This window comes from Streptomyces sp. NBC_01210 (assembly GCF_036010325.1).
GTDB lineage: Bacteria > Actinomycetota > Actinomycetes > Streptomycetales > Streptomycetaceae > Streptomyces.
In genome coordinates this window covers 35,404-55,980 of the sequence record NZ_CP108549.1, presented here as the reverse complement: position 1 = coordinate 55,980, position 20,577 = coordinate 35,404, and the positions used below count along the sequence as shown (strand labels likewise).

Genomic DNA, 20,577 nt, shown 5'->3' with positions numbered 1-20,577 from the left:
GTCGCCCCGGCCCGCCTTCGGTCGGCCGGGGCGTGTCCTGCTGGACTTTGGGTGCCACAAACCGGTCGCAGGACCGCCCCGTTGCGACTCTTCGTGAACGAAGCGACACCGGCCTTGTCGCTGCATCGGTCGGATCATGAACCAACGCAGTCTTCCCCCTGCCCGCGACTGCCCCGCGGCCTAGCCTGGCCAGGTGCAGAGCGCCTTGGCAGATTCCATTCCCGTCGGGCTGATGAGTCGTTACGACATCCCCGTCGACCGGTTCTACGGCCGGCAGATGGATGTGGTCACGCGGCCGGACCACACCCACGTACACAGCGATCGCAGGTGCGGTGCTCGGCCGAGCGCCCGCCCACGGGAAGCAAGTCGTGCCCGCTTCGGCGCGGACATCGCATCCCGGATGTGCGGATGCTGCCGGGTGGAAACCGTTTCCGCAGACAACACTCTGTCGCTTGTTCTCGTCGGCCTCGTTTCACTCTGCGAGCTTCTCGCCGAAGAGGCCGAGGAAGCAGGGAGCCGGGAAGAACCCGACTACGTACCGGACTTCCTGGGATCGAACTTCAACTGGGATCACTGGCGGACCCTGCAGACTGAGCTGTCGCAGACTGCACACGGCCTGCAGGCGCACCCCTGGCTGCACGACTGGGCCCGCTCCACGCTGGAACGCGCCGTCGCCTGCGTGGAACGCCGGTGCAGAGAACAACAGAACATCATCAACATGGCCACACTCCACCAGGCCACCGTCGAGCTGCAGCGGGTTGGAGCCACCGCGCAGTCGGCACGGATCTGGCAGGGGTGGCGGCATCGGCAGGACTCGACCGACAGCACCAGTCCGGACTGTGCCGCCTACGACCTCAGCGCCCGGCTTCAGCTCCCCGACGGGGACAGCGCCCACGCCGGCGCGGAGACCGTGGAGGTCAGCGTGCGGCTCCCTCCCCTTGGAAGCGACCCAGACGCATTCACCGTGGTGGAACCCCTGTCGCTCTGGGAGACCACCGCGATCGTGGCCTACACGACATCCGCCGACTGGATCCGGGGCATCGTCACCCTGGCCGCGCCGCCCATCATCGCGCAGGAGCTGCTGAACCCGGCCAGGGCACTCGACATCTTCCACTACCCGTCCGGTGCAGGCCGCAAGTCACCACCGTCCCCGGCCCAATGACGCGGTCGGCCCACCCAGAGGCAATCCGCGGAGCAGCCGCCGTCGTGCGGTCGCCGGCGGCCGCATGGGCAGCAGCACCGCCGGCCCGGCAGAGCTGGGGACGACACAGTCGCCTGCGCCGATGTTTCTGCACGCCGCCGACCAGACTCCCGCGCCGTCTGTACGCCGCGGCGCCGGATTGGGAGCATGACGGGATATGCCTGGCAGGTGAGGGGTGGTTGCGTGGGGGCGGACGAGATCAGGTCTCAGGGATTCAGCCTGAATGAGCTGTTCCGCGATGTGACGTACGAGATCGACTACTACCAGCGTGACTACACCTGGGGTGACGAAGAAGTCCGCACCCTGCTGCGGGACTTGTGTGATTCGTTCAAGCATTGGTTGGGCGACTCCGCGTACCGGCGCCGCCCCCACACCGCGCCGCAGTACTTCCTCGGCCCCTTCGTCTACCACGAGCCGTCGAAAAAGCGCCGCTTCCTCGTCGACGGTCAGCAGCGCTTCGTCACTTTGCACCTGCTCTTTTTGCAGCTGAGACTGTCGGCCCAGGAAGCCGGTGATACCCACACGGTCGACCAACTCAACCGTGTCATCACGACCGACGGGAAGCACTTCAGCGTCGGCATCACCGACCACGACCCCGTCCTGCAAGCCGTCAGCGAGGGCCGCAAATACGAGGCCGGCGCGGGGGACTCCCTCTCCCGCCGCAACCTGTGGGCACGCGGCCAGCAGATCGAATCCCAGCTCGCCGAGGAACTCGACGCCGAGAAACTCCACCCCTTCACCGAATGGCTCCTGACACGCGTGGTCCTGGTGGGCATCCGCGCGGCAGGCCCCGACCACGGCTACCGCATGTTCGAGACGATGAATGACCGCGGCGCCCGCCTCACTACCGTCGACCTCCTCAAGAGCCATCTGCTGTCCAACGTCGGCTCCGCTGAAGATCAGCTGAATACCCAGTGGCAGGAGATGCTGCGGGAACTCTCCACCGACCGCGATGACCCCCAGGCGGCATCCCGCTTCATCAAGGCATACCTCCTTGCCCGCTGCGCGCGCGAGGACTGCGACGAGGACCGCCGCCAGATCACCACCAACCTCAACGTGTGGGTACGCCACAACGCGGAGTACCTCGGCCTGACCCCGGGACGCCCCGACCACTTCCTCAACTTCGTGCAGAATCTACTGAAGACGGCCCGTCTGTACAGGCCCGTCCTCGCCGCCACCCGCACCCTGAAGATGGACGGCGACCGCCTGGAGACGGTGCTGTTCAACGAGCGCAACGGCCTCGGCGTCCAGTCCGTCGCCGTGCTCGCTGCCATCGCCCCCGACGACCGGCCCACCGACGCCAAGGACAAGGGCCGCCTTGTCGCCTCCTACATCGACCGCTGGTACGCCCTGCGGATCCTGCAGGATCTGCCCGTCCAGTCCGCCGACGCCGACGCCCTGGTCCACGCCGAGCTCGTCCCCCTCCTGCGCGGCTGCCGCACCGTCGCCGACGTCGCCTCCACACTGGGCGACCTCGCCCAGCAAAACGGGAACCCGGTGCGCGAAGCAATCACCCTGGGCCTGCGAGGCAACAACGCCCATCAGATCCGCTATCTCCTCGCTCGCGCCACCGCTTACGCCGACGAGGCCTGCAAAAAGCCCTTCGACATCCTCGCCTACCTCGACCGCGACCAGTTCCACATAGAACACCTGTGGGCCAACCACCACCATCGCGTCGCCGGTGACATCCCTGACCCGGTCGTCTTCCGCAGCCGCCGTAACCAACTCGGTGGCCTCGGCCTGCTGAGGGGCCGAGAGAACTCCAGCATCAATGACCTCCCCTTCCGCGACAAGAACCGCCTCTACGCCCGGAACAACGTCCTCCTGGGCGTCATGGCCCCTGAATACGATCACCGCAACCCTGAGCTGCGCGACTTCATCAAGGCACACCAACTCGACAAGCACATGCGGGCCTTCGGGCCGAGTGAGACCATGACCACGGTCATCGAGACCCGGCAGGAGCTGTATCTGCGCCTGTTCGAATGCATCTGGAAACCCGAACGCTTGGGGTTGCCCGTCTCTGCTGCCGTTGCACCTCCGCAACGCGATGCCGGCCAGCCGGTCGCCCGTCCGCGCCAGGCCCCTCCGCGGCGCAGAGCGGCTTCTGGTCGACGCACCGACGTGGCCAGGATGATCGACGCCCAAGTTCTGATAGCCGACACCCGGATCGTGCTCACCTACCGCGCCACCGAGCACTGGGCCACCATCGATGCGAACGGCGGCATCATCCTCGCTGCGACCGGAGGCACACCCTACGGCCGGGTCGACGAGGCCGGGGCCGTCGCCCGGGGCACCAAGACCTGCCAGGGCATGAACGAATGGCACATCGAAGACGAGAACGGAGTACGCGTCAGCCTGCGAACCATCCGTGACCGCGCGGCGGCGGCCGGCGCGCTGTAGCCGGTCAGGCAGGTCTGTCGACGGCTGTCCCGCCGCCGAGGCGCGGTCCCAGCCGTGTGGAAGCAGGTACGGTCGGATGTCTTCGTTCGCGGGCAGACCGGCTGGGGGAGTAGGGGGGCGCGAGTGGGGTCGGCCTCCAGGCCAGACCAGCCTGCTCCGTATGCGGGGGTACGAGCTTGGCTGCTGGAGCGGACTGGTGCCGACCCGAGAATTCTGCCCGGATGTCAGTGGCGGTGGTGACACTTGGTCCATGACGCGCGACCGTGCCTTTGCGGCACCGCCACTGCTGGCCCTTTCCGGATCGGCGTTCAACCCGATGGTGCTGGACCGGCCGATGCTGCTGCCGGTCTTCGACACCAACGCGTTGCTGACTCACGCCTGCTGGCTGGTCCAGAACGGGTACCAGCACGACAAGGTGACGGCGCTGGCCGGCACCGGTCGTGCAACTCTCTACATTGCGGCACACGTTCCCGGTGAGATCGAAAAGCACCTGCCCCGACTGGCAGCTGACTACCAGGTGGCGGAACGCGACGTACGCCGTCTCCTCGGAGCCCGGATCCTTCCTGCTCTTCGCGTGGTCGACCTGGAGATCCGCGACCACCTGTCCCCGCACACCCGGCGCATCCTGCACGTCGACCTTGAGATGCCGAAGAAGTACCAGGGTGACCCGGACGACGCACCCACCATGGCACTCGCGGAGTTCCTGGGGCCGTGCGTCATCGTCACCGAGGACAGCGTCTTCGCCCGCTTCGGGTTCGCCGTCATCGAGTGGATCCCCGTCGTCCAGAGCGTGATGCGCATGGCCGGCCTGGAGGCCACCGCGGCGAACGCGCTGGTGGCCATCGACTGGGCACTGCGGCTGTTCGGCGCGGGCGTTCACCGCCTGGCGGTCCTCGCGCGAGGCAACCCGCTGGCCGCGACGGTCGCTGTGGGCGGGATGCTCTTGTGGTGCTACCAAAACGGCTACCTGGCCCGAGACAACTGGCGCCGGCGCCTGGTGCGCGTGGGTGAGGGGACAGTGCCGCTGCTGGAGCTGGCCCATGCCGGGATGACCGAGCACCAGGCGCTCAGTGAGTCACTCCAGGTGGTGGAGCCCCCGGCCTACCCCACCACCGAGCAGCTCGCGGCCCGGTACCTCGCGCGCTGCGGCCGGCCCTTGACACCGGGCGAACTGCGCGACTCGCTCGCCCGGCGCGGCCATACCCTCTCCGCTGCGCAGTTGAAGCGGGACATGCTCGCCCACGCCGCGTTCGTCCGCGCCCCCGGCGACCTGTGGACCGTCGGCCGCCCCGTACAGAGATAGCGAGATCGTGCCCGGAGAACCGAGTCAGAGGGCCAAGACGTTGTGCAACTCCCGTACGGAGCGCTCGTGGTGGCGCTGGGTGGGGATCGCCTCGTACAGGTCCAGGGCGCGGCGGCGGACCAGGCCGGTGCGGTAGCCGTCCGGCAGCACCGTCAAGGCGGCAACCGTAGGCCCAGTCCGCCGCCTGGGAACTGACCAGCACCGACCTGGCCAACGCCAGCATCACCGTCGCGGCCGTCACCGGCGTCGCTTCGCGTTCCTGTTCACCTCTCCCTACCTCATCCGCCTGCTCGACCGCCGTCCCCAGCAACGCGAAGCGCCGCGTCGGCGCCCGACCCCGTGTCGTCAGCGCGCTCACCGGCTTCCGCGGCGCGATCTCCCTCGCCCTGGCCCTGTCCGTGTCCACCACCCTCGCCTTCGGCCAGTCCTTCCCGCACCGCGACACCATCGTCTTCGTCACCGCAGGCGTCATCCTCATCACCCTCGTCCTCCAGGGCATCGTCCTGCCGTCCGTGGTGCGCTGGGCACGCCTGCGGACCGACACCGCCGTGACGGAAGAACACCACCTCGCACGGACACACGCCGCCCAGCAGGCGCTCTCAGCACTCCCGGACCTCGCCGCGGACCTGAGCACCGACCCGGATGTTGTCGACCGCGTACGCCGCGAAGGCGAAGAACACCTGGCCCTCGCCCAGGCACACAGCAACGACACGGACGACGGTACTCAGACAGACCCCGCGCTACGCCACGCAAAGCAATACACCGCCCTGCGCCTGGCCGTCATCGCACACAAAAGCCGCACCATGATCGAACTCCGCGACGAACACCGCATCGACGACACCGTCCTACGAGAGATGCAGACCGCCCTGGACATCGAAGAAATCCGACTGCGCGGCCGCGAAGACGCTCCACAGCTACCAGGCCAAGGGTGACTGTTGTACGGGGCAGCCGGATCTGGTTCGCCGCTTGGCACGAAACCCGGTCTCACGCGTAGCTGGAGCCGCGGACGGCAAGACCAGACTGCAGTCGCCCGGTATGCGGGCGATCGTCAGCCACCGTCGGTTTCTAGACCAGACCGTGACGGCCAGTCTCTCTGCGTCGTGGCCGGGGTCACCTTCAGCGGAAGCCCGCGCCCGGGTGCCTGTGGCCCGGTAACGTTCCGCCCCGGGAAATAAGGGGTGGAAGTTGTATCTGGGGCGGGTCAGGGCCAAGGGGTTCAAGTCACTGCTGGACACGGACGTTTCGCTGCGGCAGGGCGTCACGGTGGTACTGGGGGAGAACAACGCGGGTAAGTCGAACTTCATCGACGCGCTTCGTTTGCTGACCGACCCGCTGGATGGCCGGCGCAGCAGGTGGTGGGAGGCCGAGGACGTCCATCCATGGGCGGAGAGCGGTGCGGAACTGACCGCCGTCTACGGAGGGCTGACGCCCGCAGAGACCGGCACCCATCTGCAGGCGCTGGTACCCGCGGCCGAGGGACCGGGCCTGCCGGATGGCCATCGCGTCCGCTATACCGTGCAGTTCACGCGACCGGCTGCCGATGCCCGGCCGCAGCGTCCGGTGTGGTCGGCGGGCCGGCTGCTGGATGATCCGGAGCCGGAGGCGCGCCGTGCGATCCGGCACGTATATCTGCCGCCGATGCGCAACGCCCAGCAGGAGCTGGCTTCCAGCGCCGGGAACCGGCTGCGGCTGATCCTCGCTGCAGAGCTTGGCGCGGAGGACGCCATTAAAGACTTCGAGCGGGAGCAGGCCGACCACTTCAGGAGCCTGGAAGGGCACGAGAAGATCGAAGCGGCCCGCAAGAGGATCAATGACCCGCTCGGTCTGCTGACCGCCGGGGCCCATCCCCAGCACATGGGGCTATCGTTCGCGGACCCGACGCTGGTATCCATCGCCCGAGCGCTGCGTACCCGGATGAGTGATGAAGGCCTGGCCGTCGAAGACATCTCACGCTCCGGCCTGGGCTACGCCAACCTGCTGTACATCGCCACCGTGCTGGCCGAGCTGGAAGCCGCCCGGGACGCGGATTTGACGCTGTTTCTGGTGGAGGAGCCCGAGGCACATCTCCATCCTCAGTTGCAGATTCTGCTGCTGGACCATCTGCGGGCTCAGGCCCTGCGCTCTCAGCATGCCCCGCCGCCCGACGGGGGAGCACCCCTGGGACGCATCCAGGTCGTCATCACCACCCATTCGCCGGTACTGGCCGCGGCCACCACGGTCGAGGACCTGGTGGTCCTCAAACGCTGCCGCACCCTCACCCACACCACGCCAGCAACCGCTCCGGCCGAGGCGGACCGTGCTACCACCACCGCCAGCGCTGACGCCGACACAGAGGCGGAAGAGAAGCCGGCCGGCTTCGCGTTCACCACGGCCGCCATTTCGGTGGCGAAGATTCCCTTCGCCAAGCACGAGGCCGCCAAACTCGACCGCTACCTCGACATCACCAAGAGCGCCATGCTCTTCGGTACCCGGGTGATCCTTGTCGAGGGTCTGGCCGAGGCACTGCTGATGCCCGCCTTCGCCGAGCTCGTCCTGTCCGCGCTGCCGCCGGAGGAGCAGCCCAGGGCCAAGGCCGTCTTTCGTGGCACCTGCATCGTTGCGGTCGACGGGGTGGACTTCAAGCCATACATGCGAGCCCTGCTCTCAGGGGTAGGCGGCATACGGATCGCAGACCGGGTCGTGCTGATCACCGACCAGGACCCTCGCAAGAAGAAGACCCCGCCGGAACAGGACGACCGGGACCAGCCGGACGCCGAGACCGCCTCGACGCACGCAGCAGGAACGACCGGCACTGTCTCCGAGCCGGCCGCCGACAGCACCGGAAGCGACGAGGAGCCGGAAGTCGGCTTCAACCGCGCCTTGTATCTCCACGACAGCCTTCGCGCGTGGGACGTGCCCGACGCGGCGTTCCACATCGCCGAGAGCAAACCCACCCTGGAACCCGAGCTGATGCGCCCGGAGACCAACCAGACGGTCCTCGCCGAGACGTTCTTCGACCTGCGCCCGCGTTCCCAGCACCGCTGGAAACCGATCGAGGAGGCCACCACGTCCGGCGAACGGGCGGCCGCGTTCGGCGCCCTTTTCACGTCCGAAATCGGCCTGCCCAAGGGGGATTTCGCCTACCGCCTGGCAGACCGTCTCACCCGGAAGCCGGGCGGGTTCACGGTGCCCGAGCATCTGGCCGGTGCCATCCGCTGGATCGCGGGAGTGGACGAGGCGACCGCATGAGCGACCTCGAGGAACGGCGTGACCAGGCCCGCGACCAGCAACAGCAGGCGGTCCATGCCCCAGCCCCCCTCTTCGTCCGCGCCTGCCCCGGCGCCGGCAAGACCCGGGTCCTGGTCGACCGCCACTGCAACACCCCGCCCGGGCGGCGGCGCACCGGGCGCGCTCTGCTGTCCTTCACCAACGTCGCCGCCGACGAACTGCGCGAACGCTGCACGGGCCAGGGCGGCCGCACCGACCTGACGGTCTTCCCGCACTACATCGGCACCTTCGACAGCTTCCTGTGGCGCTACCTGGTCCGGCCCTTCCTGCCCGCCGACGCGCCCTGGCAGCACGTCCTGTCCTGGGACCACGTTCCCGGCGCCATCGTCGGCCCGCGCAAAGTCCCCATGCCCGCCTTCGACTTCCGCTACGACCCCGCAACCCAGCACACCAGCGTCGCCTGGCCCACCTCCGGCCAGTACCTGCACAACTCCCAGCTGACCGAGGACGACTACCTGGCCCGGGCCAGGACGGCCCGCGAGCGGCTGTGGCAGACGAACGGCTACATGACCGGGCTCGAGGTACGCATCGCAGCACTGCAGCACGCCGACTACACCGCCTGTACCGCCCTGCTTGCACACCGCTTCTTCGAGATCATCGTCGATGAGGCACAGGACTGCTCCGCACTCGACCTGGCCATCCTGACCCGCCTGTACCGAGCCGGCATCCCGCTGGTGATCGTCGCCGACACCGACCAGGGCATCTACGAGTGGAACGACGCCCGCCCCGAAGACCTCCACCAGTTCACCCAAGCCATTGGCGACCACCTCGAACTCACCGGCAACTGGCGCAGCAGCCCTGCCATCTGCCAGTTGGCCGCCACCCTGCGCCCCGCCGCGCGCCGCACCCCGGACATCGCCGTCGGCGACCACCACGACGCCGCCCGGCCGCTGCTCCTGCTGCCGTACGGCAAACACCGCAAGCAGATCTCCGCGCTCACCAACAGCACCGACGCCGGCGAAGCGTTCACCGCGTGGGCCGCCCAGGAGGGCATCGGGGCCGCCGACTGCCTGGCCCTGGCCTACCGCAACGCCGCGGTCCCCAAGGCCCGCACCCGGCCCGCTCCGCAACTGCCCAAGGACCAGAACACCATCGCGCTGGCCTGGGCGGCCGTCGTCATCTCCGCCACCGACATCCCGCCCACTTCACGCGCTCACGCTCTGGCAATGGCCACCACCTTCCTGCGTGAGTACTGGTATCCCGACGAACTCGGCACCCTCACGGAACTTCTCACCCAGTACGGCCTCACCCCTGCGCTCCTGCGCCGGCGCGCGGCAGCCTTCCTGCACGCACTGCCGGCCGTGGATGAAGCGCCGGCACGTCAGTGGCGCAAACAGGCCCGCCTCGTCCTGCAAGACCAGACGCCTCCCGCTCCGGCCGTCGCGCCCACCCCGCCCAAACTCCTGTCCCTGGCCACGGCCGACCTCGACAAGCCCATCCGCTCACTGATCGGACTCCCGGAGCAGACGGACGAGGCCGCATCCGCCGCCCGGCCGATGCGCAGTTCCAGCATCCATCAGGCCAAGGGCAGCGAAGCCGAGGCCGTCCTCGTCCATCTCCCCAAACCGCAGGACATCACCGAACTGATCGACGCCTGGACCAGTCCGTCGACCGACACCGCATCCAGTGAACTGCTGCGCGTCTACTACGTCGCCATTACCCGCGCCCGACGCCTGCTGGCGCTGACCTACCCCTACTCCAAGCACGGCGACATCACCGCCCTGCTGGACGCGCACAACATCGAGTACCAGACCGAGACCGCGCCGCCCCCGCCCACAGCGCCCTGACGACCCCCGACCGCCTCTCAGACGAATCGGCTGACGGCTGCGTAAGCAGCCGCCCGGGCCGCTTCCTTCCAGCACGGCCTGCGCTGGCGCTGGTAACCGCCGCCACCGCGAACCGGTCCGCCGTCTGGCTGTTCCCCGAACTGCGGGTGCGGATCCGGTGATCGCCGGACAGCGGATGTCTCGGTGTGTCACCTTGCGATTGCGCTGTGAAGCCGCACTCACCCTTTGAGGAGCACCGTGCCCCTACCCACTGCCGAGCAGAGCGGCGCCATCGACGCCTTCCGGCGCGGGGACCACCTGGTCCTGCAGGCCGGCGCCGGAACGGGCAAGACGACGACCCTGTCGATGATCGCCGCCAGCACCGGCAAGCGGGGCCGGTACATCGCCTTCAACAAGGCCATCGCCACCGAGGCCTCCAGCAAGTTCCCGGGCAACGTGCTGTGCAAGACGATGCACGCGCTCGCATACGCCGCAGTCGGTCACCGCTTCAAGAACCGGATGGACGCGCCCCGCGTCCCGGGGTGGAAGACCGGCACGGCCCTGGGCATCAACATCAACATGCGCGTCCGTATCGGCGAGCGCAACGTCACCAACAAGGCCCTGTCCTACACCGTGCTACGGACCGTCACCCGCTTCTGCCAGTCCGCGGACTCCACCATCCAGCGCTACCACGTCCCGCGTCTGCGCGGCATCGAGGCCGAACACCTCCACGCCCAGCTCGTCGACCTCGTCCTGCCATACGCGAACCGGGCATGGACGGATCTGCAGAACCCCGAGGAAGGCGTGGTCCGCTTCGACCACGACCACTACCTCAAGCACTGGGCCCTCACCCAGCCGCGTATTACCGCGGACTTCCTGCTCTTGGACGAGGCCCAGGACACCAATCCCGTGGTCGAGAAGGTCTTCAACGACCAGCGTGACCATACCCAGTTGGTGATGGTCGGGGACTCCGCCCAGGCGATCTACGGCTGGCGCGGCGCGCGGGACGTGATGAGCGGCTTCGAGGGCACCGAGCGCGCACTGTCCCAGTCGTTCCGCTTCGGGCCCGCGCTCGCCGCGGAGGCCAACCGGTGGCTGGGCATCGTGGACGCCCCGATCCGCCTGGCCGGCACGGCTGCGATCAACACCCGGCTGGAGCGTGTCGAGCAGCCGGACGCGATCCTGTGCCGCTCCAATGTCGGCGCGATGCTCGAAGTCATGCGTCTGCTCGACGAGGGCCGCCGCGTCGCCCTGGTCGGTGGCGGAGAGTCCCTGCGGGCGCTGGCGAGGGCGGCCCGCGACCTGAAAGCCGGCAAACGCAGCACCCATCCCGAACTGATCCTGTTCGACTCCTGGGGCGAACTCCAGGAGTACGCCGAGTACGACCCCTCCGGACGGGATCTCCTGCCGCTGGTCGACCTCGTTGACGAACACGGTGTCGACGTCATCCTCAATGCGGTGGACAGACTCGCCGTCGAGCAGGGCGCCGAGATCGTCGTCTCCACCGCTCACAAGGCCAAGGGCCGCGAATGGGCCTCCGTCCGCATCGGCGAGGACTTCACCGAACCCTCCGAAGAGACCGATGAGAACGGCGACCCGCTGCCCGGCGACATCGACGACGCAGAGGCCCGCCTCGCTTACGTCGCCGTCACCCGTGCCCGCCACCAACTCGACCTCGGCGGCCTGTCCTGGATCAATCAGCACCCCGACGGCAACCCCGGGGGCAAGCGCCCGCCCCAGCACCCAGGATCACCGTCGCCCTGGGACCTGCTGGGCCCCTAGCCGAAGTGACAGTCGGTCCGTCGTACACGGCCGGTCTACGCAAAGGCTTCGATATCCACGAATGCACCGTAAAGCCCACCACTGACAATGGCGTTGCGTCGTGAGCCGGTGGCCTCACCGCGCTCACCTCGCGCGGCGCTTGCCTGCCGCAGATAATTCGACGCCGTCGGCGGCGGGTGGTGCAGAGGCTCAGAAGACGTACTGGCCCGGCCTGCTGGCATCTACGGGAGCGGCACGGGGCGGTTCAGCCGAGCTGGGCTGTTGCGGCGTCGATTTCTTTCATGGTGATGTTCTCGCTGCCGCTGCGGATCGCGATGACGGCTGCGGTGGAGACGGCGTAGGCGAGGGCTTTGAAGTAGCCGCCGGTGCGCCGGTGCAGTTCGACGGCGTGCTGGCTCAGGGCGTGTTCCTCGAGTCGGTACAGGCTCAGGTCGTCCTCGAAGCCCATCAGCACTTCCCGGAAGGTCGTGTCGTCCTCGGTGTTCAGGGGCAGGGGGTGCAGCCAGGTCACCGGCAGCAGCGCGGTGGGGGAGGGCGAGGCGGGCGTCGCCGGGCGGTCCGCCCGCTCAAGCCGTACCCGGTTCTCCTCGCTGACCCGGGTCAGGTCTCCGGCCAGGATGCGGGCCTGGTGCAGGAGGTGGCTGGCTCCGGTGCCGCAGAAGACGAGCGAGATGCCCAGCTTGTCGCGCAGATACTCGAAGTAGGGCAGTACGTTCGCCAGGTGCTGCGGCGAGGCGCGGTTGATGTCGTCGATGAGCAGCAGACGGGTCTGTGCCGTCTCCAGGACGTAGTTGACCGGCAGGGTCAGGTCGGGGTTGCGGCGCATCTCCAGGACTTCGGCGAGGCTCTTCGGCTCGGGTTGCAGGCCCAGATAGGAGGCGATCTCCCAGACCCAGTTCACTCTCTGCTCCGGGTCCGCGGGGGCGGTGATGTGCACCACCGGGATCGTGTTCTGGCGCCTGCCGCCCGTGCCGGCTTCGATCTCCTGCTGGGCGGCGCGTCCCGTCGCCCGCAGCAGGCAGGTCTTGCCGGTGCCGGCGGGCCCGTCGATGACATGGTCCACCAGCCCGTCACGACGACCGCTGTTGCCGTGGACCGCCTCGACGACCGTCTCCTGCATGTGGGTCATCGCGTCGGTGGGCACCATCCGCAGATGCCGGTGGTAGGCGATGGACTGCTCGTCTGTGCGCCTGTCCGGGCCAGGGCTGCTGCCCGCCCGCACGGGCGGTTCCACTTCCTCGTCGACGAAGTGAGTCCAGCCGGTGACCTGGAACAGCGGCAGAGGCCGCATCGGGGTCTCTTTGAGCTGCTGGCGCAGGCGCGCCTCGCGCTTGTCGCGCAGCTCTACGGTCGCTTTCATCACGCTGCCCTCTCGTACACGGTTCCCGATTCATTCCCTCCACAGGGCCGGACCGCGAGGAGCGCACCCCGCGGTCCGGCCCTGTGCCTTCGTCGTTCACGGCTCCATGCCCCCAGGCATGTCCACCTCCCACACGTCGATGACACCCTCGCCGTCCTCGCCGCTGTCCTCGCCGTCCGCACCGGAGCCGAGGTCGTCGAGGAGTTCGGCGTCGACGACCTCGTACGCCTCGGCCGGTGTCCCGGCGACGGAGGTGTCGGGCGGGCCGCAGGAGGCGTCGGCATCGACGAAGAGGGCCGCGAGCGGGTGCGGAGCCTGCCCGCCTTCCTGTTCTCCGCCGGTGGCCGCCCCTGCGGGCAGGGCTGCCGGGGCGGCCACCGGCGGGGGCGCCATGGGGGAGATGGGCAGCGCCGGGCGGGGCCGCAGGGTGGACAGGTCGAATTCCTCCAGGCCCGCGTAGGGGTCCTGGGAGGGTTGCTCGGTGTCCAACTCCATTCCCTGGAAGGGCGGTTCGGCTCCCGTGCGCTTGGGCGGCGGCCTGCGGCTGCGGCGGCGCCGGTCGCGCTGCGCCAGGGCGATCGCTTCCTCGTCCTGCTCGCTGCCGCCAGCAGCGCGGTGCTGCTCGGCGTGCTCCTGCCACATGTCCGCGGTCCACGGGTCGTGCAGCAGGTGCCGCAGCCGGAAATCGCAGGTCACCCAGGTGTCGGCCGTGTGGTCGTACAGCCACACCCGCTCGGGACGGTAGGGATTGAAGCGGCATTCCCATTTGTCCCCTACGCCGGGCAGCTTCGAGCCGCCGCGCAGAAGGATCTCCCGGTAGTGCCCGGCGTCCTGCGCGACGGGCTGATAGGTCCGATAGCTGATCATGAAGCCGCCTTTGCCGGGGGTGACCCACCGCGGCAGCAGGAAGAAGCGGTTCTGGGCGGGGGAGAGCGGCATGGGCCGGTAGCCGCTGCGGGCCACCTGGACGGCGTACATGTCGTTGGGGGACAGCACGACGTGGGGCCGGAACGGATCGCGCAGCCCCGCATCGGGGGTCTGCTGGTACTCCAAGGCCACCCATTCCTGGGCCATCTGCTGGAGCTCGGCGATCGTGAACAGCGGCATGCGGTCGATGCCGCGGCCGCGTTTTTTGTGGCTGCGGCCCTGCCAGCCGTGCCGTACGTGCTGGCTGAAGCGGTGCGCGAGGGTGGTGAAGAAGTTCTCGGCGAGCGGCTTGTCGGTCGGGGTCCTCTTGCGTGCCGGGCGGCGGGCGATGCGCAGCCGGTCGCAGACCTCGGTGAAATGCTCGCTCACATAAGGGCTGCCCTGGTCGTAGATGATCAGTTCGGGGCGGATGACCGGGCGGGCGGCGGTGGCCTCGGTGAACCGCTCGTCCGCCGCCCGCAGCGCCCCGAAGGGCAGGGTGGAGGCGGCGGCCGCGCTCAGCGGGTCCCAGCCGGGCATCACCGGCCAGGGTGCGAAGGCCTGCGCCAGCATCAGGGTCAGGTCGATCGCCCGGGTCGCCTGGCCGGGCCGTCCGCTCTCGGTGTCCTGGGGACGGCTGGGCGTGATCATCAGCGCGCACATGCTGTGGTTGGCCACGTCGATCAGCGAGGTCAGCTCCGTGGCGGTGGGCCGGCCGTCGTCGCCGCGGGCCAGGATCCGCAGCGGTGTGGTGTCGGCCTGGGTGACCTGTCCCGGCCGCAGGACGGCTTCGCGCCCGCCGTGGGGCAGGGGTGGGGTGGAGGCCAGGGCGGCCCGGGCCCGCGTGGGCTGGCCCAGCGCCTCGGCCAGACCGGACTCCTTCATCCTCAGGTAGAAGGTGGAACGGGAGGGCAGCAGGGCCGCCACGGCAGCCGGGTCGTCGAGTTCGGTGGCATAGCGCGAGTGCAGCAGGTCCTCGACCTCCTCGCGGATCAGGTCGATGGTCACGTCCGACTCGTGTGCGCGCCGGGCCACTACCTCCTGCATGGCGGTCAGGCACCGCGGGTCGGTGAAGCCCCCCGGCCGTTTGTCCCGCGTCGCGGGCAGCAGGACGGCTGGGTTCTCCCCGGCCGCTTTCCATTTGCGCCGCTTGTCGGCGAGGGTGTGGGCGGAGCAGCGGATGCCGTCGGCGACCAGCCGCGCCGACATTGCGGCGCACCGCTGGGCCAGCGTCGTTTCCGGCCCGAATCCCCGCGCATGCTCACTTCGGCCCGGTGCCAGACCGGTGTCGATCTCCACCATGCGCGCCTGCCACAGCCCGGTCTCCTCCTCCCGCCCCTCCTGCCGACCCCACCCGCCAAGGGCCGCGCCGCCGGCGACCTGCGCCGCACCGCCGCTGACGACGGCGAAGTCCTCCGCGCCCACCAGCCACCGGTACGACACCGCCCGGGGCACCTCCCCGCCGCCCTGCTCCACCAGCGTGACCTGCGACCCTTGCCATTCCACCACTTCCCACTCGCGCTCCTGCCAGCGCACCCGCGCCCCGGTGGACAGCGACTCCGAAAACCGGCCCTCACCTGTTCCCGCCATGCGCCCCTCCGGTCCTTCAGGCCGTCCAGGCCAAGGCATCGGGCAGCAGCGGCTGCGCGACGTCGAACAGCAGCCGCCGCTGCCAGAGCATCCGGTAAGCGAGGTCCAGCCCCGTCAACTCGTCCAGCCCGCTCGCCGCCACCCCCGCTCGCAGACCCGCCGGCTGCCTGAACGCCTCCAGCAGCGCCCACGCCTGGCCGTCCTCGTCACCCGCGGGGAACCGGTAGCCGGCCAGCCATCCCAGGTTGCGCCCGCGCAGCCCTGACGGCTCACGCACCTGCCGCACCCGCCACCCGGCCGCCCACGCCACCTCCTCGAGCACCTGAAGCCTCGCCGCGGGCAGGCTCTCCTGCTCAAGCGGCTTCAGCACCAGCACCTCACGCATGCCATCGGCCGTGCGCGCCAGGAAATCCGGGCGCCACCGGCGAAGGCGGCCTCCCGCCCGCCACCGCAGTTCCACCGGGCCGGCGCTGAACGCTGCCCAGGCCGGATCGAAGTCCAGCTCCACCGCCAGCCGCCACTGCCGCAGGCTGCTGCACACCACGGTCTGCTCCCGGGTCGCCACCGGCCAGTAGGTGATGATGCCCTTGCGGCCCCGGTAGGGCACCGGCTCACTCACCGGCCCGAACTCCTCCAGCGCCACCCCGTGCAGCCCGGCCGCGCTGCACGAGTGCACCGGCCCGTACGGCTCGCGGTACATAGCCACGACCCCCTGCCCCGCCCCCGGCACCGCCTCACCTTCCAGCAGGCAGCCGGGGGCCTCCACCCCGCTCACGCCACCCACCCCCTGCCGCGCCGTCGCATGGCCCCGCACACCCCTCCGGCCGGCAACTCCTCCAGCTCCAGTCCCTGAGCGTGTGCCAGTCGGCCGATGAAACGGCCCGCCGCCGATTCCCCCGTACCGGCAGCGGCTGACGGGGACCGGACAGCCAAGCTCCCGCCATCTGGTCATCCCCCTGCCTCTTCCCGGCGATCACCGCTGCCGCAGCAGCCCAGAATCCCCATGCTGCTCCACGCCGTTGCTGCGAGGACTTCCCCGCCCGCCGGATACGCCTGAAAGGGTGAACAAGTTGGCGTTAAGGGAAATCGTGTGCCCCCTTCCTGAGCGGCACTGGAGGCTCCCGGCGCACGGTCACAGGGGGAGAGGCGGGCGGGCCGCTCAGGTCTGGCGCCGCGAAGGCGTCCAGGGCCTCAACCTCGCCATCTGTCACGAGGATGCCGACAGGGCGGTGTCCGGGCGGTGCCCCGCCGAGCTGGGCTGTTGAACTCGCCCGCTACGCAGCCGACTTCGGCCCGCTGAACGTCTTCTGCATCGTGATCAGTCCCAGGAAACGGGTCAAGGAGGCCCGCCGCGGCGACCACCTGCTGCCGCCCCTGGGCGTGTTGCCTGGCGTGCCTGAGATGACAGGTGTATGCAGGCAGGAAGTCTGGAGCCGTATGGCTCCAGGCGGGTCGGGGGTGAGCCGGTGGCGGGTGGAGCGTACGAAGAGCTGTCACAGACGGGCCAGTTGGGGCCGGAGACGTTCGAGCTGCTGCGACGTCTGGTTCATCAGGTCCGCCGGTCGTCGGGATTTCCCCCGCCCGAGGGGTACGCCGAGTGGGACGATGACGCCGCTTACGAGGTGATCACGGCCATGCTGATCCGTGAGGGTGCCGGGCAGCAGTTCGTGACCAGTTGCTTCGCCCTGGCTGCCGACGACGCCTCGCTGGAGCGGCTGTTCCTCACATCGATCAAGAACTTCCTCATCGATGAGGCAAAGAAGACCCCGCGGGGCAAGCTGCGGCGCCGTATCGCCCGCCTGATGGGCGCCGACGCGTCCTTCCGCCGGATGCCGGGGCCTCCGCCGCGGTGGGCGCTGAGCGAACATCCCGAGGGCGCGGTGTGGCAGGGTGATCCGGATGATCTCGTCGCCGAGGCATGGCGCGTACGCGGGGTGGGGATCACCCGCTGGAATCATTCGGGCCCAACCCCCGCGCAGACGGTCCGGGCCCTCATGGCCATCGTGATGCAGGTCCTGTGCCACGCCCGGGGGGCGGTGCGGGAGGAGGACCTGGCCAAGGTCCTCGAGTCCCGGTTCGAGCTCCTGTCGCCGGCCCGCTTCACCCCTCTGTATGCCGACGACGGGGCGCTCGCCGGTCCGGTCGAGGCGAGCGCGGCGGAGGCCGATACCCCGGGCGCCGGTGGTGCCGCTGCGGACATCTGGCAGCGGCTGACCGCCAACGAACACCTGCTGCTGCCCTACCTGGACGAAGACGCCCATCACGCAGCCCAACTGCTGGAGATCAGACAGGCGCAGGCCGGGGCTGTCCTGGCAGGCCTGAAGGCAAAGCTCCTGCTTGCCCTGTCCGAGGACAACGACAGGGAGGCCGTCGTGGGAGCGCTGCTGCGGCGCTGTGCGGATCCGCCCCCTGAGTCGCCCCTGTGACGTCGTCCGTATCTAGTGGGAAGAGAATGCGCTGATGGATCACAGCCGAGGAGAGGGGGAGGCAGGATGAACCCTGCCCAGGGCGGCGCCTACGAACGGCTGGTGGCCGCCGCGGCCGGGCTGAAGGTGCCCGATGCCGTCCGGGAGGTCGCCACCGCGCCGCCGCGGGATCCTGAACCCGGCCAGATCTGGCGGGCCGTGTGGGAGCGCACCATCCAGCTGGTAGTGATCACGGCGGTCGACGACGACACGGTGCACGCCATTCCGGTCTCCTTGGAACGCTTCGCCGACACGGACACGCTGCTGCTGCCCGCCGGCGCCTCCACGCTTGAGCAGCCGCTGGCGCTGTGGTGGGGACTGCGACTGCCCTTGCCCTGGTACGTGCTGGACCGCCAGGTCAGCCAGTTGACCGTGCCGCTGCCCGCCTCCACGGGCCCGGCCCTCCCGCACGAGGTGCCGCCGGGCGCGACATGGGGGAGCGCCGCGCCGCGACCGGCCGCCGCAGCGGCGGAGTACCGGGGCGTCCTGGCCGACAGCCTCGCCGAACTGAGCGGTGCACGCTGGGCGCCGCAGGGATCGGGGGCCCTGCCCGAACTGCTGCAGCGGCGAGGCATCAACATCAAGCAGCTGGCCTCACATCTGCATCTGCAGCCCCCCCAGGCACTGGCGGTGTGGCGGGGACAGGCGCCCCTCACGCCCGAGCAGGCAGAAACCCTTGCTGCAGCGCTCGGCCTCGGTGCCGACGAGGTCTTGACGGCCAATCCGGCCCTGCCCGCCCTCGTGATCCACGAGCTCAGCCGCCCGTCGCGCCGCCCCCAGGTATGCGCCCTCGCCACCCGCACCGCGACGAGCGAGCCCGACGCCCGCCGCCGCGCCGCCTTCGGCATCTACGCCCTGGCGGCACGCCAGGAAGGCAGCACCGCCGACTGGGGTGCGAGAGCGGACCGGTACTTCGAACTCCATCTGCGCTAGCGAGGTCAGCTGTGGTCAACTACATACTCGCGGCCACTGCACGTAACCAGGCCACCGCGATGCTGGCGGAACTGGAGACGCACGCCCCGGGCGCAGCGCAGCGCCTGGCGCGCTCGGCCTTCACCGAACTGCAGACCTGGCCGGAGCTGACCGTCGACCTCGTCCCCGAGGCCCGGACCGGTTCCCGCTGCAGTGTGGCGGGCGCCTACGACTTCGGGCCGCCTGCGCGGATCTCCGTCGCCGACGCAGCCAGCCGCGCCCGCCGGGACTTCACCGCCATGCACGAGCTGGGCCACCACCTCCAGAAGAACAGCTTCGACCTGATGGCGGCCTTCGAGAGCCAGTCCGATGGCGGCCTGCTGCTGGAGGACGCGGCCTGCGACACCTTCGCCGCCGAGATCCTGCTGCCCACCCCGCTCGTCGACCACCACCTGGATGCCGCCGGCCCCACCGCCCCCGACATCGTGGAGCTGTGGCGCGCCAGCGGCGCCTCCCGCATGGCGGTGTGCGTCCGTGCCGTCCAGCACCTGCCCGCCCCCGGACACATCCTCCTCCTCGACACCGGAGGACAGGTCGTCTTCGCGGCCTCCCACGGCCTCCCGCCGCTGCGGCGCGGCAGCTTCCAGGGCGACATCCCCACCATTGCCCAGGCCCGGGCCGGCCAGGGCCGCGCGGACGGACGCACCCAGGTCCGCTACCGCGACGGCATCTTGGGGCGTGAACTGCATGCGCAGACCGCGCCGATGAACGGCTATCTGGTCGCCGTCCTCGTCACCGACTCAGCCCCCTGGCGCACCTTCACACCACCCACGAAAGACACCGGCCCCCAGGCGGGCGAGTACATCTGCGAGCACTGCGACGAGGAGTACCGCTCCTTCGACCCCGCCTGTCCCGTCTGTCGCGTCCCTAACTGCCCCGAGTGCGGCCGCTGTTCATGCCCCGCACGCGTGAGCGAACACCTGTGCCAGGGATGCTTCACCCTGCATCCGCCCGCGATGTTCGCCGACGGCGCCGACCGCTGCCTCGACTGCTCCTGACACCCCGCCAGCACCTTCAGGAAACCCCGCTTCTCTACCCGCGAGTTACGTCGTCCGTCCCAGGCGAAACACCCCTCACCGGGGTGGCGGGACCCCGGCGCCGGCTCCGGGAGAACCGTCGGGCAAGGCCGGCAGAAGCGAGCACCATGGCCATCCAGATCACCGCGGTACGCCTGTCCGGCGGCACCACGCACGAGCACATCACCCGCCTGTGGTGGACCAACCCGGCGACCGCCAAGACCGGCGACAACACCCGGGCGGAGATCGTCACCTGGATCGAAGACGAAAAGGGCCAGGCCTACACGAGCGACGCAGGAGGGCACCGGGCGGAGGTCGCCGTGGTGCCCCCGCCGCGCGGCGAGAAGTACCTGCGGACCCACGCCGACGGGGTGTGGACCAACAACCTCTTGGCCCTTCCCCGCCGCTGAGCAGCCCCGGTCCCGGGGCGAGTACGAGCGCGTCGGCCGTGCCGCCTCCGGTGCGCGCGGCCCCAGCGGCAGCCAGCCTTCCGGCTCGGCCGGCGGAACGTGAAAGCCGCGCGCGCCCCGCAAACGGCGAGTTGGCCAC

Annotated in this window: 15 protein-coding genes; 11 read left to right on the top strand and 4 right to left on the bottom strand. The window is 69.6% G+C overall.

The features are described from left to right. Positions 1-205: 205 nt before the first annotated feature. From OG735_RS00190 to OG735_RS00180, 3 genes are all read left to right on the top strand, one after another. A complete protein-coding gene (locus OG735_RS00190) occupies positions 206-1,162 on the top strand; it encodes a hypothetical protein (RefSeq protein ID WP_327321097.1) in 957 nt (318 codons plus the stop codon). Between the two features lie 222 nt (positions 1,163-1,384). Beyond that, on the top strand, positions 1,385-3,601 hold the full coding sequence (locus OG735_RS00185) for a DUF262 domain-containing protein (protein ID WP_327321095.1): 2,217 nt from the start codon (positions 1,385-1,387) through the stop codon (positions 3,599-3,601). A 250-nt stretch (positions 3,602-3,851) separates the two neighbouring features. Next, positions 3,852-4,904, top strand: a complete 1,053-nt coding sequence (locus OG735_RS00180) for a hypothetical protein (RefSeq protein WP_327321094.1) — start codon at positions 3,852-3,854, stop codon at positions 4,902-4,904. A gap of 24 nt (positions 4,905-4,928) precedes the next feature. On the opposite strand, the gene OG735_RS00175 is transcribed toward OG735_RS00180, so the two are convergent. After that, positions 4,929-5,060 (bottom strand): hypothetical protein, encoded by a 132-nt coding sequence (locus tag OG735_RS00175; RefSeq protein ID WP_327321093.1) that lies wholly within the window; start codon positions 5,058-5,060, stop codon positions 4,929-4,931. A gap of 35 nt (positions 5,061-5,095) precedes the next feature. On the opposite strand from OG735_RS00175, the gene OG735_RS00170 reads away from it, so the two are divergent. The 4 genes from OG735_RS00170 to OG735_RS00155 all read left to right on the top strand — a co-directional run bounded on the left by OG735_RS00170 (position 5,096) and on the right by OG735_RS00155 (position 11,719). Beyond that, positions 5,096-5,836, top strand: coding sequence for a cation:proton antiporter domain-containing protein (locus OG735_RS00170; protein WP_327328163.1), 741 nt, complete (start codon positions 5,096-5,098; stop codon positions 5,834-5,836). A gap of 253 nt (positions 5,837-6,089) precedes the next feature. Next, a complete protein-coding gene (locus OG735_RS00165) occupies positions 6,090-8,132 on the top strand; it encodes an ATP-dependent nuclease (RefSeq protein ID WP_327321092.1) in 2,043 nt (680 codons plus the stop codon). Then, positions 8,129-9,958 carry an ATP-dependent helicase gene (locus tag OG735_RS00160; RefSeq protein ID WP_327321091.1) on the top strand — a complete coding sequence of 610 codons (1,830 nt, stop codon included), beginning with the start codon at positions 8,129-8,131 and terminating at the stop codon, positions 9,956-9,958. The genes OG735_RS00165 and OG735_RS00160 overlap by 4 nt, the downstream gene beginning before the upstream one ends. Before the next feature lie 237 nt (positions 9,959-10,195). Beyond that, positions 10,196-11,719, top strand: coding sequence for a UvrD-helicase domain-containing protein (locus tag OG735_RS00155; protein WP_327321090.1), 1,524 nt, complete (start codon positions 10,196-10,198; stop codon positions 11,717-11,719). A gap of 244 nt (positions 11,720-11,963) precedes the next feature. On the opposite strand, the gene OG735_RS00150 is transcribed toward OG735_RS00155, so the two are convergent. The 3 genes from OG735_RS00150 to OG735_RS00140 form a co-directional block, all read right to left on the bottom strand. Then, the gene (locus tag OG735_RS00150) at positions 11,964-13,079 is read right to left on the bottom strand and encodes an ATP-binding protein (RefSeq protein WP_327321089.1); all 1,116 of its coding nucleotides are present in this window, start codon (positions 13,077-13,079) and stop codon (positions 11,964-11,966) included. A gap of 96 nt (positions 13,080-13,175) precedes the next feature. Then, a complete protein-coding gene (locus tag OG735_RS00145) occupies positions 13,176-15,575 on the bottom strand; it encodes a transposase (RefSeq protein ID WP_327321088.1) in 2,400 nt (799 codons plus the stop codon). Positions 15,576-15,591: 16 nt separating this feature from the next. Then, complete coding sequence (locus tag OG735_RS00140) at positions 15,592-16,350, bottom strand: TnsA-like heteromeric transposase endonuclease subunit (protein WP_327321087.1); 759 nt, start codon at positions 16,348-16,350, stop codon at positions 15,592-15,594. 691 nt (positions 16,351-17,041) lie between these two features. Between OG735_RS00140 and OG735_RS00135 the strand changes: the two genes are divergently transcribed. The 4 genes from OG735_RS00135 to OG735_RS00120 all read left to right on the top strand — a co-directional run bounded on the left by OG735_RS00135 (position 17,042) and on the right by OG735_RS00120 (position 20,438). Then, entirely contained in the window at positions 17,042-18,001 is a 960-nt protein-coding gene (locus OG735_RS00135) for a hypothetical protein (RefSeq protein ID WP_327321086.1), read from the top strand. A gap of 66 nt (positions 18,002-18,067) precedes the next feature. Beyond that, positions 18,068-18,973 (top strand): hypothetical protein, encoded by a 906-nt coding sequence (locus OG735_RS00130; protein WP_327321085.1) that lies wholly within the window; start codon positions 18,068-18,070, stop codon positions 18,971-18,973. A gap of 11 nt (positions 18,974-18,984) precedes the next feature. Next, a complete protein-coding gene (locus tag OG735_RS00125) occupies positions 18,985-20,010 on the top strand; it encodes an ImmA/IrrE family metallo-endopeptidase (RefSeq protein WP_327321084.1) in 1,026 nt (341 codons plus the stop codon). A 146-nt stretch (positions 20,011-20,156) separates the two neighbouring features. Continuing rightward, positions 20,157-20,438, top strand: a complete 282-nt coding sequence (locus tag OG735_RS00120) for a DUF3892 domain-containing protein (protein WP_327321083.1) — start codon at positions 20,157-20,159, stop codon at positions 20,436-20,438. Positions 20,439-20,577 lie beyond the last annotated feature (139 nt).

Coding starts and splice junctions, on each gene's coding strand:
- OG735_RS00180 (WP_327321094.1), top strand. CDS start 3,852: ATGACGCGCGACCGTGCCTTTGCGGCACCGCCACTGCTGGCCCTTTCC.
- OG735_RS00160 (WP_327321091.1), top strand. CDS start 8,129: ATGAGCGACCTCGAGGAACGGCGTGACCAGGCCCGCGACCAGCAACAG.
- OG735_RS00150 (WP_327321089.1), bottom strand. CDS start 13,079: ATGAAAGCGACCGTAGAGCTGCGCGACAAGCGCGAGGCGCGCCTGCGC.
- OG735_RS00145 (WP_327321088.1), bottom strand. CDS start 15,575: ATGGCGGGAACAGGTGAGGGCCGGTTTTCGGAGTCGCTGTCCACCGGG.
- OG735_RS00130 (WP_327321085.1), top strand. CDS start 18,068: ATGAACCCTGCCCAGGGCGGCGCCTACGAACGGCTGGTGGCCGCCGCG.
- OG735_RS00120 (WP_327321083.1), top strand. CDS start 20,157: ATGGCCATCCAGATCACCGCGGTACGCCTGTCCGGCGGCACCACGCAC.